Here is a 17722-nt window from a genome sequence, read left to right as displayed (position 1 = left end):
GGATAGCATACAAAAAAGCCCCCACCTTGTGAAAAGTGAGGACTTTGGGTTACTTGCTTTAATTAACAGTATCGATTAGTTGCGGATCAGATAATCAAATGCACCTAAAGCTGCAGTTGCACCGGATCCCATCGAAATGATGATTTGTTTATAAGCACTATTAGTGCAATCGCCAGCAGCAAATACTCCTGGTACATTTGTGGCACCATGGCTATCTACAACGATCTCGCCAACGCGAGTACGTTCAACCATGTCACCTAACCAATCTGTGTTCGGAACCAAACCGATCTGTACAAACACACCCTGTAATTCAATATGGTGAGTTTCTTCTGTCGCACGGTCGATATAAGAAATACCATCTACCTTATCAGTTCCGGTAATTTCTTTCGTTTGCACGTTCTTAAGCACAGTAACGTTAGGTAGGCTGTAGAGACGATCTTGCAGTACAGCATCTGCTTTGAGCTCTGGAGCAAATTCCAGAACCGTTACATGCTTCACTATACCCGCAAGGTCAATAGCTGCCTCAATCCCTGAATTACCGCCGCCGACAACGGCAACATCTTTGCCTGCAAACAAAGGACCATCACAGTGTGGGCAGTAGGCTACGCCTTTATTCTTGAATTCAGCTTCACCAGGCACACCCATATTGCGCCAACGAGCACCTGTCGACAGAATGACCGTCTTACTCTTTAGAACAGCACCGTTCTCGAGTTCAACTTCAATTAAATCATTCTTATCTAAACGTGTGGCACGTTGTAACTTCATCACATCAATGCCATACTCTTTCACTTGCTCTTCGAGTTTAGCCACAAGCTGAGGACCTTCAATGTAATTTACACTGATAAAATTCTCAATGCCGAGTGTGTCGTTAACCTGTCCGCCTAAGCGTTCAGCGACAATCCCTGTGCGAATTCCTTTACGCGCTGCGTAAATTGCTGCACTTGCACCTGCTGGGCCACCGCCAACAACAAGTACATCATATGGAGCTTTATTGTCAAACTCTGATGCGTCTACAGTACTACCCATTTTAGCTAGAATTTCTTCAACCGTCATACGACCACTTTCGAAAAATTCACCGTTAAGGTAAACGCTTGGAACAGACATAATTTCTTTGCGTTCTACCTCTTCTTTGAACACTCCGCCGTCAATCATCGTATGGGTAATCCCAGGATTGAAGATACTCATTAGGTTCAGTGCTTGTACAACATCAGGGCAATTGTGACAGCTTAGGCTGACATAAGTTTCAAACTTATATTCGCCATTAATGCTTTTGATCTGGTCAATAACACTTTGCTCAACCTTAGGCGCTCTTCCGCTAACTTGCAATAGAGCCAACACTAATGAAGTAAACTCATGTCCTAGCGGAGTTCCCGCAAAGGTTACGCCCGTATCTTCACCCACACGATTTACGCTAAAGCTTGGGGTTCTAGGCAGTTCGGTTTTTTCTACCGTTATCCTAGCTGACATCTTGGCAATTTCATCAACCAGCGCTTCCATCTCTTGAGATGCTTCGTCAGAGCCCGCACTGATTTTCAGTACTACGTCGCCTTCCAAGAGTTCTAGGTATTGAGCTAGTTGAGCTTTTATTTCTTGATCTAATTTCATTTAGCTTTCGCTCCTTAAATCTTACCTACAAGATCGAGACTTGGTTTAAGAGTTTCTGCACCTTCGGACCATTTCGCTGGGCAAACTTCACCTGGATGATTGCGTACATATTGTGCGGCTTTGATTTTGTTAACAAGTGCACTAGCATCGCGACCAATACCACCAGCATTAATTTCAACGGTTTGGATAATACCGTCTGGATCAATGATGAATGTACCACGATCAGCAAGACCGTCAGCTTCGATCAGAACATCAAAGTTACGGGAAATCACATGAGAAGGATCGCCGATCATAATGTATTTTACCTTGCCAATAGCTGCAGAGCTTTCATGCCATGCTTTATGTGTAAAGTGAGTATCTGTGGAAACGGAATATACTTCAACACCCAGTTGTTTCAGGGTTTCATATTGGTTTTGCAGATCTTCAAGTTCAGTTGGGCATACGAATGTAAAGTCAGCTGGGTAGAAGCAAACTACACTCCATTTACCTTTAAAGTTTTCTTCTGATACATCGATGAATTTCCCATCTTGAAATGCGCTTGCTTTGAATGGTAGGACTTCTGTTCCGATAAGTGACATATTATTTAAATCTCCTTTAAGTTTTATTTTTTGTGGATACAATATTCAAATCTGCAAACATCACATATCTGAATACTATTTGTAATTATTATAATTAACCAAATTAAGGCCTGTCAAGTTATTTATAATAATTCTAATATGATAATCGTTGTCAGTCGCTAAATGTTCATAAATTATCATACTTATGAACTAGTATGGGTTAGTTTACATGTTTTATGTAGGGCAATTTCTACAATTCAAAGTCATCTGCTATTAGATTGATAATATTCAAAGATTCTCTCGCTACCTTTGGGTTAGAATATCGATTTCCATTATATGTGATTAACGCTTTCCATAAAGCCCATCCTCTTGCTCTATTCCAAGTCTCCTCATCCATCTGTAATATATCCTTGAATACCTTTCTACTATCCTCATCAAAAAAGGTCCATGCCATTGCCGCATCACAAGCAGGATCGCCTACACCCAAGATTCCGAAATCAATGACTGCACACAGTTTTCCATCTTTGACTAGTAAATTCCCTGGCGCAATATCTCCATGAACCCAAACCGGCTTGGAATTCCATTTAGAATCTAATGCCAGTTCCCAGATTTCTCTCAATAGATCTTCATTAAAAATATCTTTATTATGCTCAATCGCATGTCTAGACTCTTCATCATATACAGCTAAAGATCCACCTCTATAGAAATTATGTTCTCCTGCTAAAGGTCCCCCACTAGCATCAATAGATTGTAATTCTATTAAAAATGCTCCCAAATCTCTTGCAAACTGGTTAAGATCATTAATATTTTGGTACGTTAATGTCTCACCCTCTACCCACTTATTGATAGACCACGGCAATGGATATTCTTCGTTAGGCTCCCCTTTGACTAATGGTATTTGAATAGGTAACGTGAGTTCTTTACTTAATATGGGCAACCATCGTTGCTCTTTCTCTACTTGTGGAGCATAAGCTGCTGCACTTGGTAACCTCACGCTCATATGCTCACCTAAATGAAACGTTCGATTATCATTCCCGCTGAATTTTACTGGTCTAATCTCTAAATCGGACCACGCGGGAAATTGTTCATTAATTAATCTTGCAACTAAATCTACGGTAATTGTATTCATAAATACCTCGCTAACATAAGTTTTACTAGCCATTTCCATAAGAGACATCTAATATTATGTTAGCTTTACTAGTGTCTGTATGCAAACTATGCAATTAGATCAGCCACAAAAGGGACAAGCTAAGCAAGTTGAAATCTTAATATGATTACGAGGAAGAAGGGTGTTCCTTAATGACTAATAGTAAAACGAATCCTAAGGTGGACGGATTTCTAAGGAAAGCAAAACAGTGGCAGGAAGAATACGAGACGTTGAGAAATATCGTTCTTGACTGTGAGCTGACCGAAGACTTTAAATGGATGCATCCTTGTTACACGTTTGAGAACAAAAACATAGTCTTAATCCATGGATTTAAAGAATATATTGCACTGCTATTTCATAAAGGTGTCTTATTAAAGGATACCCATGGAATTCTGATTCAACAAACGGAGAATGTACAAGCTGCACGCCAGATCCGGTTCACCAATGTTCAAGAAATCCTTGAAAAAGAAAGCATCATAAAAGACTATATTTATGATGCCATCGAAGTTGAAAAAGCTGGTTTAGAAGTAGAATTTAAAAAGAATACAGATTTCATCATTCCTGATGAATTTCAAACTAAACTTGATGAAATACCTGCCTTGAAAAATGCTTTTGAAGCCTTGACGCCCGGGCGGCAAAGAGCATACCTTCATCATTTTAATGAGCCCAAGCAATCCAAAACTCGAGTATCTAGGGTTGAAAAGTGGATGCCGCAAATTCTGGATGGAAAAGGATTAAATGATTAAGTTGTATATGAAGAAGCAACCTTAGATCGGTGAATAATCCGAACTGAGGTTGCTTCTTCTCTTTTTACTAAAAGACTTTATACTACTTCAAGTAGGTTCCGGTTACTCCAATTCCACCGCTACCGTTCAATACATACACTCTAGCGTTTCCTTTTCCAGAGCATACCAGAGTGATTGTACCGTTAGTAACATTTTTGGTATCGCCAGTCACCGCATCCACGTAAGTTCCGTTCGGAATTCCGGAAAATGTCGCATTTCCTGAGATCGTAACTAACGCAAAGCTATCGATGCCTTTCGCGGTATCGGTATATCTTCTTTTAAATGCCAAATCACCGGATACATTTTCTGTGGAATACTGGCCTTTTTGCAAGGCTGGAACAGCTCTTCTGATTAAATTGAGTTGTCTAATATGTTTTGCCAAAGGATAGTTTAATGAATCGGCAAGTGTGCCAGTAGCATTTGTATACTTACCGTAGTCCTGAACAGTAACGCTACCCTCAATTTGATCTCCAAAGTAAGCACGCCCTGTTGAGCTAAGTGGTGCATTCGGGCCTACATCGATGACTGATCCTTTTTTAAACTCGATTTCAGAACCATAATAGATCGCAGGTATTCCCCGGAAGGTGAACATCAGCGAGAGATTCTCAGCCCAAGTGTCTTGTGTCCCTGCAAATCGTTGATTCTCTGGGGCTTGGTCAGGTGCATAGTCATGAGAGTCAACATAAGTTACATTCCAAGTAGCATCGTTATAATATTGATCACCGCTCTTCATACTGAATGCTTCCTGTGCAGTCTTGAATGCCCAATGCATCGGGAAATCAATAACATCCATACCCGATTTCATCGAATAGTCAGGCGCGTGATAATTATTGCCTATTAAAAAAGCATTGTTCGAGGTTGGCTGCCCTGCTGTAGTAGAGTTATCTGCCCACTCTTGTTCCACTGACAGCTTGTTGGAAGCGTAGTCATTTTGTCCATCACCCGGATAGGCTTTCGAGCTTTTCCATGTATAGAATGGAGTCGATATTGCCGGAATTCCACTATTCCATACATCTCTGTACCGAGTAGCCACTTCACCAAAGACAAAGAAGTTTGAGCCCCCTCTTGTTTTCCAAGCAGGAACAAAGTATTTGTTAAAAATATACCGACTTACATGCTTCACAGTATCGACCCGGAAAGCATCAACACCCATATCAATATACTGATTATAGCTGTCAATTAGATACTGATTCACTACAGGATTTTCCGTATTCAAGTCCACAGCGTCTCCTGCAATCTGTCCTGTCTGTACGGTGTAAGATTCCCAGGAAAGACTTTTTTCGGTATGATACATGTTATTGTTGGTTTCCGCATTTTTCATGATTGCGAGTCTGGCCTGATATTGCTGATCAGGGGTCATCGTATCATAGTTAGCTGGCAGTTTATCCGTAATTTTAAGCATGTTATTTACGGTGTCCGCTGCAGTCGGATCTTTTTTGAACATAGGCAACAGATTTTCTTCCCCAAAATTACCGGTATGATTCACAACAACATCCTGAATAACCTTTATCCCTTTGGCATGAGCTGCATTAATCAATTCCTGATAAGAGGCTCCCGCTGATTCATACCTTGGATCTACTTTGGAAAAATTAATCGCATGGTAGCCATGATAATCATACCCGCTGGCATTCTGCACCACTGGCGTAATCCAAATAGCACTGAATCCAAGCGCTTTGATGTAATCGAGCTTTTGAATCAGTCCCTTAAAGTCACCTCTCCAAGCTGGGTCTGAATCCGGATTTCCTGCTTTAGCATCCTCCCATGAATGTACATTGTTACTCGGATCACCATCATAGAATCGTGAAGTAATTACGAAATAAATGGTGTCTTCACGGAAATCGCCTTTATTTCCAATCGTATAGATAAAGCTCTGTTTCGTTTCATTTCCGGCACCATCAACCACCAGGAATTTCAGTGTCGTCGTCTTATTAATAAGAATGGACGGTCCAGCCAGAGCAGTTAAAGCATTGCCCGAGACATAGAGATTTGAACTGGTAGTTGGTTCTGTCCCATTATCTGTGTAATATGCGGTGGTCGTTGCTGCTTTGTTATCTTTTATATTAAAAGAGACGGTAACGGCAGAGCTTGAATTCCCAACAGGTAAATTCGCGGTTATCGTTGGGGCCTGCAGGTCGAGATTTAGGTCAATGACATAAGCAAAAGTGCCTACACTGCCTGCTTGACCGATGGAGTTAACACCAAAAGCCTTAATAGTCATAGTAGAGGCCACTTGGATTGGAGTGGTATACAAGGTAGAGGATGTCGTAGGTGTCGACCCGTCTGTCGTATAGTAGATTTTATCGCCAGTATTGATACTGGAGAGCTTCACAGTTTGGGCAGAATCATATGTCTTCGGTGTAGGAGAGACTGAAATCACAGGGATCTTCGGAATTTCTGGATTAGCGTCATACCACACATTATCCGAGGAATACCAGCCCTCTTTTATACTACGGGATAAGTCGGCGGTCTGTTTGCCATTGCCATCATTAAAGATAAGGCTTGTGCCGGTGGCGTTGGCAATAGTATAGCTGTACCAGTCGTTTCCGTCCGATTTCATCAGAATTCCCGGCCAAGCTCCGCTTGTTGGAACCGTTGTCGGACTCAGATTCCAGTAATGGATTCGGATCGTTGAACTCCAGTTTGCTGGTTTCTTAAAATGAACTGTTAAGCCAGCCGAAGTTGGTGTAGGTGTAGGTGTTGGTGTTACGGTTGGTGTTGGTGTAGGAGTCACTGTTGGTGTTGGCGTTACGGTTGGTGTTTGTATAGGTGTCACTGTTGGCGTTGGTGTTACGGTTGGTGTTGGCGTAGGAGTCACTGTTGGCGTTGGCGTTGGTGTTGCGGTAGGCGTTGGCGTTGCTGTGGCTGAAAGAGTTAGATAGTCGATATTGATATTCCCAGTATCATCCGAGTCATATTTGTAAGCGATCGTATTATTTCCTGCCTGTAAGAAGAGCGTTTCTGTTTGGTCACCCCATGCATCCCAGTTTGCCAAGTTCGCTAAAGTGGTCTGCTTTACCTTTGCTCCATTCACATAAATGGAAACTTGCTTGGCACTGCCAGTCGCATTGGCATAGCGAAGCGTGGCATTATAGGCGCCTGCAGCGGAAGATTGAACATTGAAGGTGGTAGTTGCTCCTGTGGTAGTGTACCCATCAACAAAACCAGTACCGGTATAACCGCTGTGATTCGTATTTATTTTTGCGCCACCTGACAAGGCTGCGCTCTCAGCTTCATACTTCCCAGCAACCGGAATAACTACCGTCCAGTTCTTCCCTCCGTTGCTGTCCCAGCTATCCGTCGGGGCTGTGATGTGATAACAATAAATGAGTGTTGCGCCCTCCTGCACATTGAGGTTGGCCGTAAACGTGGTCCCACTTTTAGACATGACTGTGTCCGTAGTATTCGTCCAATTATTCGTAGTCCAATGCAGTGTCACAGAAGATGCTGTGGTGTTCGTATAGGAGACTGTATAATCAGTGTTGCTGGCTGAAGCCCCGCCCGATAAACCGAATAAACTAAAGATTAGCGAAAAAATGATCAACCAAGAAACAAACCGCCTAGATTGTTTTCGTACCAATTAAATAACCTCCTCATTAATTTTAAGTGCAAATTACGTTGTGCAAACGTTTGCAAAAATGAGAAAAAAAGAAACAATCTAACTTATCCAATCTCCTCCTTCTTAGAAAATATGGAAAAACCTCATTGTATGCGTTTACAAATAGAACTATTGAGAAATCCTCAGGTTACAGATAGCTCCATATCTAATGAATTTTCCCTGTTTATGATTATAGGCTCCAACCTTTTCCGGGTCAATGCATCTTTTAGGCTAAAAACATAAAAATTTAATGGTTTAAATACAAAAGTTCAATCGTTTTCATTCATCAGTTGTTCAAGGCATATTAAAATCTTAAATTACCGCTATTTATAGAACTAGGCTCTATACTTTCGTAACTATTCTAGTATGATTTTATGAAATATTAATTCCTTAAATATATTATTTTATATGTCCCTAAATTAAATCGTCGCTGATGAGGAAGCAGTTGCTTGGTCAGCTTTTACACAATCAATTGCAACAACGAACGCAATTATGATTGCCTCCATCTCCTCATTTAGTATTTGAACCTTGTAGCTATCACCCCAAGTGAACCACTCCTTATTCACTTTACCTATGACTACACCATGCTGCAAGACCTGAAAATCCATGTCCCACCAGTTACCATGTACCTCAATGTCAGCCGCATCAATCGTATAGCGTGCTTTAAAGAAAGAAAACTCCTTCTTAATCGTTAACACCTCTCGGCCATTGACCTCAACAAAAAACTTCGGTAAAAAACTAAATACCTTCTTCGTAATAAGTGCGACTTCATCTCTTGTTGTATTCATAATGGAGAACGTCTTTGGTATTTGCATAAAACTGCCCTCTACATAATAGACATCCTGCTCCTGCTGATTCTTTACCGTAAATTTACCACTTAGACTGAATACCTTCTGCTTTATATAAAGCTGCTTCATTCCAATACCTCCTTCGATATAAGCATATTATTAAAGCGCAGATTTCATCATAGATATTAATAGTGATAGCCACCTAACCATGAACTACCTTTCGTTAACCCTCTCATTATTGAACTATAGTTTCCCAATAGTTGAACCGAATGATTGTAAAAACTTGGGTGACAACTTCTTCGTACTTACCCATTACTTTCGAAATCAGTTCTCGAGATCATGTACTTTAGTCACCCAACCGTGTTTTCAATGGTTCTAAAACTTCCGTTTATGATATGGGAGACCCTCGCCTTCTTCGCAATACTGTTTAAGACTGTACAAAAAAATAGCCCAGTTATAATTACATACGCGATAAAATGAGGTCACTTCCTCCCAATTCATCTGACGAAAAATGATTGAAGTCTTCCCGTTTTTTTCCTTCATATCAAAAGAAATTGTCGTACCTATCCATTCTGGATCTGAATCAACACACTGCCACAAAATTTTTTTATCGGGAACAAGCTCATCAACTCGCATCTTTGTTAAGCCTTTTCCGCCGAATCGAAACTCATTTATACAACCGATCTGATCATTGACTATTAGTTCATTTGTCCATATTTCTGAAAGTCCTTTTGCAGTGGTTAATGCTTCATATACCTTTGAATCTGGAACATTCACGGTCTGCAAGTGCTCGATATTTGCCATATTGCTCATCCCCTTTTTTATAAGGAATTAATTTATGTAATTATTTGTATACGAAAATTATACCATCAATCATATCAACTCTGAGATAAACATTGGTGTAGCTCCATCCTCTGTATTAAAGCCAAATTTATTATAGAAATCCACTGCATGAGGATAAGAAATTAATACTTTTGTTTTACACCCTTTATATCTATCAAGCATTATATTCATCATTTCCTTACCTATACCGATACTCTGATAACTCGGATTAATAAGCATATAATGAAAATATACCGTTAAAACACCATCTGACAAAGCATTTATTAAACCGACAAGCTTTCCTCCTTCCCAAGCGGTAACAATTGAATGAGATCCTCCGATTGCTTGTAAAAGCTCGTTTGGGTACTTGCCAGACTCCCATTCTACTGAAAGAAATAACTCTTGGAGTGCATCCTTAGTGATATCCTCTTTGCTTGAAGCGTAATAAATACTCACCCCTGTACCTTCCTTTCATAAAACTAACTACGGCACAACCTCTGTTTTAAACTCCCATATTTCGATGATTTTGCAATCCTTACGAAGCCATAAAATAATACCGACAAAGCAATTTCGGATTTATCAAAGTGAATAATCACTTTATTTACCTCAATATACTCTTAAAAATATGTATAGAAAATGGATTAACTGAAGTCGAATTTGTATTTATTTACATTAGAGAATTCAGGAGAATACTTCTTTTACCTAAGCATACTAATCCTAAGAGGTTTATAGCGTTAACCTGCCCGTTAGTTGAACAAATAAAAAATGGCTGCCGAAGCAACCGCTAATCCACTAATGTGCCCCGCTAGCTTAATCGACATTACGCACCAGTCCGATAGACTTAGCCTTGCAGGGTTATCTGCTGATTACGCCTCACCGAAAAATCCTTAGCAGACCAAGGAGAGCAACTTTCAAATTCTTCTCTTACAGACTATGATTTATTAAATGAGCAATTTCTTTAACTCTCTCCATTGTAATTCCTTCTCTTTGTTCAACTGCAAGTGGATGATTCGTTTGTTCTAATTCTATTAACGGAACAGCACCAACTTCTTGTGTATGTACCATTGTCTTTAACGATAATGTAGTTATTGGATATATTGAAAGTTCAGTCGATAACCAACCAAAATAAGGTTTTTCAGTTTCCCTTCCTTCTACGTGCAATAATTCATTAGATTTCAAAAAGTTTTCTTCGCTAAGAGAAACCCAAACACTCCATATAAATTTCTCTTTACTATCAATTATTGGTATTTCAATATGTCCTCTAATAAAGAAATGCTGTTCATCAATTACACAAAAATCTCTAATTAATTCTGTTCTTTTCTCTTCTGGTACAGTGTAAAAATAATATGGCGCTTCACTTCCGTAACATAAAGGAAGTTCACTTAATTCGTTGTTACAGTGAGGGCATTTCATGTTTTCTGCTCCTTATAGTTTCTTGGTGATTTCTTATAACGTCTTATTCGCGAAATTACTGAGTTATCCTGCCCGTTAGTTCAATAAAATGAACAGCTAGCATCTGCCGGACATAGAAAGACCGCCATTGAAGGCGGTCTAAAATTTATCATTTCTGCCCAACAATAAGTCCTGGAGATATTAATAACCTAAGATGATTCGCTGTAAGCCTAATTAGAGCGTCTCAACCAATTTCTGAATCTTTGAGTGGGAAATTAAATATACAGGACCCATTATTTCTATTTTGCCGTCCTTTACACGCATTGCACTCTCCTGTTCTGCCGCATAAACATCAATCTCTTCAGACAAGGGGAACAGGTAACCTTGAACAAACGTAGCGTAGTCGCGTTTAGAATGAGATTCATAGGCAAAATGATCAAAGCCAATACCATCATAAATAGTACTTGTTTCAACTTCATTGCCAGTGTTTTTCAAGCATAACCATTTTGCAGCCATGTTTATCGCACCGGCGCTGGCACCCATTATAACGGCATTGCTGTTCTTAATAACATTTGATAATTCATAATCCGCCAAAAAATCGTTTTGCAAAACAGGATCTCCACCGCATAAAAAAATGACAGAAGCGTTGTGAATTAATCGCTGGGCCTCTTCCTTCTGCATGCGATAATCAATGAAATGATATTCATCAAAAATAATGTCAGCCTGATTTAACCATGTACATTCAGAAACATCATCAATGTTAATTTGCTCCCCTGTATAACCAGACGGTTCAGCGCTAATCATAACAAGCGATTTTCTGTCTTGTATATCCTCATGCAAACAATGGACCAGCTTCTCTGGAAAAAAATTATTAAACCAACTGAGATAGTAGTGAGTACTCAAACTTAATTACCTCCATATGTATTTTCCACGATAATAAAATGAAGTTACATATTAGTTATCTAATACGTAACTCCAATTATAAACAATAGCTTCTATTAGTAGAATCTTAAGCAATGGTCTCCATTAAAAATTCGATCACCGGGTAAGAGATCATATGCCGATCACGGTAAATCGAGGTAATAGCATCTGGCCGTGTGCTAAGGATTGCCTTCTGTAAAAGGGCTGCTTGAAAGCCTCTTTCTTGTGCACCGTTAATAGTAAAGGTTACACAATGTTCTGCGGCGAAGCCCGCAACGATGATGAATTCAACACCATGTTCACGTAGAAGTTGTTCCAAATCCGTCTTCCAGAAAGCATTAGAGAATTCTTTCGCCATCTGGATATCCGTGGGTGCTACTGTAATTTCCGGTATACTATTTCTTGCTTCTGGATCCGTATCCGCATTCGCCCCTTCCATGTCTTGTATATGGATGACGATTTGGTCCTTCGCACGAAGTAACCCAGACACATGATTAATGTATTCACAAGCCTCAATTACATTTAATTTCTCCATATGATCGTGTAAGAAAAGGTTTTGCATATCAATAATTAGGAATCCAATTTTTATTTTGAACTACCCCTCTCAGAACATATATAGTTTCTATATTAATCTGGATGTAGATTCAGCTCAAGGGAATAAATGAATTAGACTATTTTGTACAATAGCATTATATGTTACGCCATTCCTCTTCATTTAGTTCGTTGTTAATGCCGACCCCAGCTAAGGAGCCCATAGAAGCGGCAATAATGGCTTGATGAAGATGTGTTGCTGCATCACCGGCACTATAAACGCCTGGAACGTTCGTTTTACCGAGATTATCAACGATGACTGTTCCTGTTTCTGTGAGCTCACAACCAATGTCTTGTGGCAAATCCGACCCGATCCTAAGCTTCGGTCTAAAAAATATCCCCGTACATACGATGCTAGTACCATCCTTCAACACAACTTGCTGCACCATGCCATTGTCAGATTCGATCGACTGAATCGGTGAGTCATAGACAGGAATGTTATGTTGATTTAGCTCTTCGCGTTGTGCATCCGTTAAGTCATCAGATCCATTAGTACATATGGTAATCTTTTTCGTCCAACCAGATAACACTTGGGCCATATGCGTTGCATCGGCTCCCTTAACAATTACGACAAGAGGCTGATCTCTTAGTTCCCATCCATCACAATAGGGGCAGATAAAGGCGCTTTTACCATATACGTCTGAGAGTCCCTTAATATCCATCGGGAGGTCCTTCATCCCTATGGCGAAGAGCACCTTTTTACTTTGAAAAGTCTGACCCTGAACCGTCGTAATTTGAAAATCGCCATCGGTTCCCCTAATCGATAGGGCGGTATCTTCCGCAAAAGTAACGGATGGATAGGCACTAATCTGCTCCTTCGCAATCCTCCTAAATTCGCCTGGACTTATAGAATCTCTAGTAAGAAAGCCATGCGTTTCTCGAGTAACCCTATTACGTGCGCGTCCTTCATCAATCACAACCACACTTTTTCTTGCCCTACCTAGCACGAGAGCAGCATTTAGACCTGCCGGTCCTCCACCGATAATTACACAATCATGAGTCATATTAATTCTCCCTTTCGCTATTCAATTTACATTAAAGATATTAGAGACTTGTGTTATCTCTAATTTTCCCTAAAAAAAGAACGGATCTTACTCCGTCATTATAATTGTTGCCAGATCCACTATTTTCTTGTTTCTAGATACTAAGAATAATTCCTTTAAGTATTCCAATTAAAGACTTTGTGAATCTATAATAACTTTAATAAATCTAAAAGGCAAGGATTTTTCTATTTAATCATTGCCCTCTTGGAATTCCAACTAAATTACCGCAAAAGTGTAGTAGCCCATAAAAACAGCTTGTTGTCAGGATTAACAAATCCCTTTTTGTTTTTATCTAATGTCGATATTTGTTTCATTTCCTCATCAGATAAACTAAAATCAAAGATTTCCAGATTCGCCTTTAATCTTGCAGGATTAACCGACTTGGGAATAACCCCAACATTGCGCTCAATGTTCCACCTTAACATAACTTGAGCCGTTGTTTTACCGTGTCTTTCAGCAATGCTTGTTAATATAGGGTTATCGAATAAATTTTTATTTCCATGTCCAAAAGGACTCCACGCTACATGTTGGATATTCTTATTCACCATATAATTATGCAAGTCGGGCTGCTGTAAAAACGGATTTGTATGAATTTGATTTACTGCAGGTACTATTGAGCCATGCTTCAATACATCACTCAGGTGCGTTTGCTCAAAGTTAGACACACCAATGGCTCTGATTTTACCCTCTTTGTACAATTCCTCTAACATCAACCAGCTCTCAACATATTTTGGGGATGGCCAATGGATCAAATAAAGATCTATATAATCTGTTTCCAGTTTTTTCAAACTCATTTCAAAAGCCTGTTTCGTTCTTTTACCATGATCTGAATTCCACAGTTTTGTTGTAATAAATATATCCTTTCGATTTACACCTGATTTTTTAATTGTACTTGCAACAAGTTCCTCATTATGATAAAAAGCGGCGGTATCAATATGCTTATATCCATTTCTCAATGCCCAAATGATTGCATCTTCGTGTTCATTTTTCATTTGGTATACACCCAATCCGACTTTTGGTAACAAAACCCCATTATTTAATAGGTAATTTTCCATAGAATAATCCTCCCTTACACTGTTATTTTATATCAGCTGAGTCAGTCGATTCTGATAGCATTCCAGCAACTTCTTTCTATTCCTTGAATAAGCTCTGGAGTCTCAATTATTTTTCCATGTTGAATGTAGTTCTTCAATAAAACTTAAAACTTATTTATAAAAAAAGCAATCAGAATATTAGAAATTATTTCCTATAATATGAAGGTAAAAAGACAAATAAGGATGTCTCTGAAGTATTAGCTTCAAGACACCCTTAAGTATAATTTCATAATAAATCCTATAAAAAAGGGAGGCTGTTCTTTCAATTAGAGCTCTACCGTGCGGATTCTGCCGTCTTCTTCATAATGAAGCTCTGTAAATTTCATACTACGTTTATGGTCCACGCCGCCAGAAAGCGATGCGTCATGATAGAACAAATACCATTTCTCGTTAAATTCCACGATAGAATGATGAGTCGTCCAGCCAACGACTGGATTCAGGATCGTTCCTTGAAAAACAAAAGGTCCGCAAGGCTTATCACTCACCGCGTAGACGATCTTATGGGTTGTGCCAGTAGAGTACGAGAGATAGTATTTCCCTTTATACTTGTGCATCCATGGACCCTCGAAGTACCTCCTGTCTTCATCACCCGCAAGGATTGAGTTCCCTTCTTCATCAATAATGGTAATCTCCTGAGGGTCACATTTGAATGACAACATGTCTTCACTCAGCTCACCCACCCAAGGACCGTAAGCCGGTTCCTCTGGACCCTTTTCTAGCGCATCTTGTTGAAAAATACCGTCTTGCCACTTTTCTAATTGTCCACCCCATAAGCCGCCAAAATACATGTAGGCTCTTTCGTCCTCGTCCACGAATACGGCTGGATCGATGCTGAAGCTCCCTTCGATATAGCTTTCTTGAGCCTGGAAAGGACCAGACGGAGAAGTAGACGTAGCCACTCCGATACGGAAAATACCTTCCTTGTCCCGGGCCGGGAAAAACAAATAATACGTCCCCTGCCGGTACGCGGCATCGGGCGCCCACATTTGCTTCGAAGCCCAAGGCACATCCCGAAGATGAAGCGCCTCTCCATGATCTACACAAGGGGATGTAGGATCTTCCAAGGAAAACACATGATAATCTTCCATCGCATATTGGTCACCATTATCATTTGTAGGTCCATCATGGTCAATATCATGGGATGGGTAAATATACAGCTTGCCCTCAAATACATGAGCGGAGGGATCGGCTGTATAGAGATGGGTAACTAACGGTTCATTTTTTGTTGCCATAATAGGACTCTCCTCCTGATTGAGATTACGCCTGTTGATTAGCCAAGCAGAAATGGATTTTACCGTCCTTATAGGGACGATTCCGTTTCTGCGAGAAATATCAGAACATGAGTAGACATGTGAAACTTATACTTTCTGATATTTCAAAAAAAGGTACACTAAGGCGCTCCTAAATTATTTTCAGCTAATGTTCTCACATTTCCATAACTATAATTTAGCTAATCAACAGGCCTAGATTGGATTTGATTGGTTCCACTGCGCTACCTTATTCGAAGCCAGCTTACCGGGGTTATTCTTTGACACCGCCAAGCGCTACGCCCGCGATAATGTATCTGGATAACAAGAAGTAAACTATAAACAACGGTAAAGCCGTCAAAGCCAGACCCATATAGATCGAGCCGAACTCCGTTTTGTAGATATCACCTCGGAGCAAGCTTACCATGATTGGCATAGTATATTTCTCCTTCTGTGTCAGCAATATCAGCGGCATGAACAGGTTGTTCCAGTTAGCCACAAAGGCAAAGATGGCTTGTGTTGCTACTGCCGGCATCATCAGCGGTAAGATAATCCGGTTGAAAGTGAAGAATTCACCAGACCCATCTACACGCGCAGCTTCCACGATCTCTATCGACAGAGTTGCGAGCAAGTATTGGCGCATGAAGAACACCACCGCCGGTGCAGCAATTGCTGGTAGAATCAGCGGGAGAAAATTGTTGGTCCAATGTAATTTATACATGAACTGATAGAATCCGATTGCGCTTGCTTGGGAAGGAATCATCATCACGCACATGATGAAGGTAAAGAATGGCCCCCGTAGCTTCCAGCTGTAAGTGACGAGCCCATAGGCCGCCAAGGACGAGAAATAGACTGTGCAGAGGGTTGCAGAACTGGCAATAATAAATGAATTCAGGAACCCTTGAAGCGGATCGAAGCTCTTATCGAGCAACACTCGTAGGTTGCTCATCATGTGGCTCGAAGGAAGCAGAGAAAGTCCGCTTTGAATTTCCGGTGTAGAGCGTGTGGCATTTACAAACATGATCCAAAACGGCAGGATACTGAGCACCGCCAAAGAGATGCAAACAACATAGATAATTGTCTTGTTGATCTTTCGGTTAACGGTTCCGCTTTTCTGATTATTTGCCATGTGTTACACCTCCCTCACGGGCTGCTATAGCAGCTTTTCTATTCTTTTGTTTTTGTATTTTTTTAAGTCTTGACGCATCACGGTCACGCATCACGTAGAACAGTATTCCGGCCAATATTGCCGAAATCAAGAACATAATCATGCTCGCTGCTGCAGCACGATTGTACATATAGCTGCCCTTGAATGCTTGCCCGTAGATAAACATGGACGTGGTAAGCGTAGAATCGTCCGGCCCGCCTGCAAGGAATAATTGCGGAATATCGAACATGGTCAAACCACCCACCATCGATGTAATCAGTGTGAACAGCAATATCGTACGCAGACTCGGCAGTGTGATGCGGAAAAAGGTTTGAAACCCGTTGGCCCCGTCAATCGATGCAGACTCGAAGAGAGCAGGATTTATACCCATAACGCCAGCAATCAGGACGATCATGGTGTTGCCGTACCACATCCAGAACTGGATGAACGCGACAATGCCCCGTGCTGTCGTCTTATCCTGCAGGAAGAACACCGGAGCGTCGGTCCACCCCAACATTTGAAACAAACTGTTTACAGGACCCATCGGATAGGCGAATAAAGTGCTAAACAACACGGCAATCGTACTCGCTGTGATGATATTAGGCATATAGAGCAGAACCTTGAACAAGCCTTGTCCCTTTATATTGAGACGCTTATTCGTGAACCATGCCGTTAGCAAGAGCGCGAGAAGCATCTGGGGAACGAAGTTAGTAATCCAGAGCAATCCAGTGTTGATCAAAGACTTCCGGAACGAAGGATTATCAAAGAGAAGATCTTTGAAGTTTTGAAAAGGATTATCAAGAATATGGATCGGTTTTGGTATTATTCCTTTCATATCGGTGAATCCAATGACTGCGGTATATAAAATGGGATACAGTGAGAAAATCAGAAATGCCAGGACAAACGGGAAGGTAAAAATATAACCGTATTTCGAATAGTTCACATTTTTGCGGCGCATGCTCTCACCTCTTTAGTTGATATGAAGGGG

At 40.5% G+C, this 17722-nt stretch carries 16 protein-coding genes; 1 reads left to right on the top strand and 15 read right to left on the bottom strand.

What is annotated here, in order from left to right; genetic code table 11:
- Positions 1-75: 75 nt before the first annotated feature.
- From ahpF to ACQKMP_RS26045, 3 genes are all read right to left on the bottom strand, one after another.
- Positions 76-1605, bottom strand: a complete 1530-nt coding sequence (gene ahpF / locus ACQKMP_RS26055; protein ID WP_042192017.1) for an alkyl hydroperoxide reductase subunit F — start codon at positions 1603-1605, stop codon at positions 76-78.
- Positions 1606-1619: 14 nt separating this feature from the next.
- A complete protein-coding gene (ahpC, locus tag ACQKMP_RS26050; protein ID WP_042192019.1) occupies positions 1620-2183 on the bottom strand; it encodes an alkyl hydroperoxide reductase subunit C in 564 nt (187 codons plus the stop codon).
- 229 nt (positions 2184-2412) lie between these two features.
- Positions 2413-3291 carry an aminoglycoside phosphotransferase family protein gene (locus tag ACQKMP_RS26045; protein ID WP_427471803.1) on the bottom strand — a complete coding sequence of 293 codons (879 nt, stop codon included), beginning with the start codon at positions 3289-3291 and terminating at the stop codon, positions 2413-2415.
- 170 nt (positions 3292-3461) lie between these two features.
- Here ACQKMP_RS26045 and ACQKMP_RS26040 point away from each other — a divergent pair, with 170 nt between their 5' ends.
- Positions 3462-4055, top strand: coding sequence for a YdeI/OmpD-associated family protein (locus ACQKMP_RS26040; protein ID WP_427471801.1), 594 nt, complete (start codon positions 3462-3464; stop codon positions 4053-4055).
- 82 nt (positions 4056-4137) lie between these two features.
- Here the strand turns inward: ACQKMP_RS26040 and ACQKMP_RS26035 are convergent, their stop codons facing one another.
- The 12 genes from ACQKMP_RS26035 to ACQKMP_RS25980 all read right to left on the bottom strand — a co-directional run bounded on the left by ACQKMP_RS26035 (position 4138) and on the right by ACQKMP_RS25980 (position 17692).
- Positions 4138-7671 carry an alpha-amylase family glycosyl hydrolase gene (locus ACQKMP_RS26035; RefSeq protein ID WP_427471799.1) on the bottom strand — a complete coding sequence of 1178 codons (3534 nt, stop codon included), beginning with the start codon at positions 7669-7671 and terminating at the stop codon, positions 4138-4140.
- 437 nt (positions 7672-8108) lie between these two features.
- Positions 8109-8606 carry an LURP-one-related/scramblase family protein gene (locus tag ACQKMP_RS26030; protein ID WP_042192030.1) on the bottom strand — a complete coding sequence of 166 codons (498 nt, stop codon included), beginning with the start codon at positions 8604-8606 and terminating at the stop codon, positions 8109-8111.
- A 246-nt stretch (positions 8607-8852) separates the two neighbouring features.
- Positions 8853-9281 carry an SRPBCC family protein gene (locus ACQKMP_RS26025; RefSeq protein WP_427471797.1) on the bottom strand — a complete coding sequence of 143 codons (429 nt, stop codon included), beginning with the start codon at positions 9279-9281 and terminating at the stop codon, positions 8853-8855.
- 69 nt (positions 9282-9350) lie between these two features.
- On the bottom strand, positions 9351-9755 hold the full coding sequence (locus ACQKMP_RS26020) for a GNAT family N-acetyltransferase (RefSeq protein WP_038573410.1): 405 nt from the start codon (positions 9753-9755) through the stop codon (positions 9351-9353).
- 468 nt (positions 9756-10223) lie between these two features.
- The gene (locus tag ACQKMP_RS26015; protein WP_379425453.1) at positions 10224-10712 is read right to left on the bottom strand and encodes a DUF2199 domain-containing protein; all 489 of its coding nucleotides are present in this window, start codon (positions 10710-10712) and stop codon (positions 10224-10226) included.
- Positions 10713-10925: 213 nt separating this feature from the next.
- Positions 10926-11594 (bottom strand): Type 1 glutamine amidotransferase-like domain-containing protein, encoded by a 669-nt coding sequence (locus tag ACQKMP_RS26010; protein WP_042192038.1) that lies wholly within the window; start codon positions 11592-11594, stop codon positions 10926-10928.
- A gap of 106 nt (positions 11595-11700) precedes the next feature.
- The gene (locus ACQKMP_RS26005) at positions 11701-12195 is read right to left on the bottom strand and encodes a cysteine hydrolase family protein (protein WP_427471930.1); all 495 of its coding nucleotides are present in this window, start codon (positions 12193-12195) and stop codon (positions 11701-11703) included.
- Between the two features lie 106 nt (positions 12196-12301).
- A complete protein-coding gene (locus tag ACQKMP_RS26000) occupies positions 12302-13207 on the bottom strand; it encodes an NAD(P)/FAD-dependent oxidoreductase (protein WP_042192043.1) in 906 nt (301 codons plus the stop codon).
- Positions 13208-13467: 260 nt separating this feature from the next.
- Positions 13468-14301 carry an aldo/keto reductase gene (locus ACQKMP_RS25995; protein ID WP_339243587.1) on the bottom strand — a complete coding sequence of 278 codons (834 nt, stop codon included), beginning with the start codon at positions 14299-14301 and terminating at the stop codon, positions 13468-13470.
- A gap of 305 nt (positions 14302-14606) precedes the next feature.
- Entirely contained in the window at positions 14607-15572 is a 966-nt protein-coding gene (locus ACQKMP_RS25990) for a glycoside hydrolase family 43 protein (RefSeq protein WP_339243588.1), read from the bottom strand.
- A 289-nt stretch (positions 15573-15861) separates the two neighbouring features.
- Complete coding sequence (locus ACQKMP_RS25985; protein WP_042192048.1) at positions 15862-16716, bottom strand: carbohydrate ABC transporter permease; 855 nt, start codon at positions 16714-16716, stop codon at positions 15862-15864.
- A complete protein-coding gene (locus ACQKMP_RS25980; protein WP_042192055.1) occupies positions 16706-17692 on the bottom strand; it encodes a carbohydrate ABC transporter permease in 987 nt (328 codons plus the stop codon). Before ACQKMP_RS25980 ends, ACQKMP_RS25985 begins: the two co-directional genes overlap by 11 nt.
- Positions 17693-17722: the final 30 nt, after the last annotated feature.

It is taken from the genome of Paenibacillus sp. NPDC101420 (assembly GCF_050277435.1).
In the GTDB taxonomy this organism is placed as follows: domain Bacteria; phylum Bacillota; class Bacilli; order Paenibacillales; family Paenibacillaceae; genus Paenibacillus_AQ.
Note: the sequence above shows the minus strand (reverse complement) of the source record. Positions and strands in the feature narration are given on the sequence as shown.

What these genes read in the sequence shown, in the direction of transcription:
- ACQKMP_RS26015 (WP_379425453.1), bottom strand. Translation starts at nt 10,712, where the DNA reads ATGAAATGCCCTCACTGTAACAACGAATTAAGTGAACTTCCTTTATGT.
- ACQKMP_RS25990 (WP_339243588.1), bottom strand. Translation starts at nt 15,572, where the DNA reads ATGGCAACAAAAAATGAACCGTTAGTTACCCATCTCTATACAGCCGAT.
- ahpC (WP_042192019.1), bottom strand. Translation starts at nt 2,183, where the DNA reads ATGTCACTTATCGGAACAGAAGTCCTACCATTCAAAGCAAGCGCATTT.
- ACQKMP_RS26000 (WP_042192043.1), bottom strand. Translation starts at nt 13,207, where the DNA reads ATGACTCATGATTGTGTAATTATCGGTGGAGGACCGGCAGGTCTAAAT.
- ACQKMP_RS26040 (WP_427471801.1), top strand. Translation starts at nt 3,462, where the DNA reads ATGACTAATAGTAAAACGAATCCTAAGGTGGACGGATTTCTAAGGAAA.
- ACQKMP_RS26025 (WP_427471797.1), bottom strand. Translation starts at nt 9,281, where the DNA reads ATGGCAAATATCGAGCACTTGCAGACCGTGAATGTTCCAGATTCAAAG.
- ACQKMP_RS26030 (WP_042192030.1), bottom strand. Translation starts at nt 8,606, where the DNA reads ATGAAGCAGCTTTATATAAAGCAGAAGGTATTCAGTCTAAGTGGTAAA.
- ACQKMP_RS25985 (WP_042192048.1), bottom strand. Translation starts at nt 16,716, where the DNA reads ATGGCAAATAATCAGAAAAGCGGAACCGTTAACCGAAAGATCAACAAG.
- ahpF (WP_042192017.1), bottom strand. Translation starts at nt 1,605, where the DNA reads ATGAAATTAGATCAAGAAATAAAAGCTCAACTAGCTCAATACCTAGAA.
- ACQKMP_RS25980 (WP_042192055.1), bottom strand. Translation starts at nt 17,692, where the DNA reads ATGCGCCGCAAAAATGTGAACTATTCGAAATACGGTTATATTTTTACC.
- ACQKMP_RS26045 (WP_427471803.1), bottom strand. Translation starts at nt 3,291, where the DNA reads ATGAATACAATTACCGTAGATTTAGTTGCAAGATTAATTAATGAACAA.
- ACQKMP_RS25995 (WP_339243587.1), bottom strand. Translation starts at nt 14,301, where the DNA reads ATGGAAAATTACCTATTAAATAATGGGGTTTTGTTACCAAAAGTCGGA.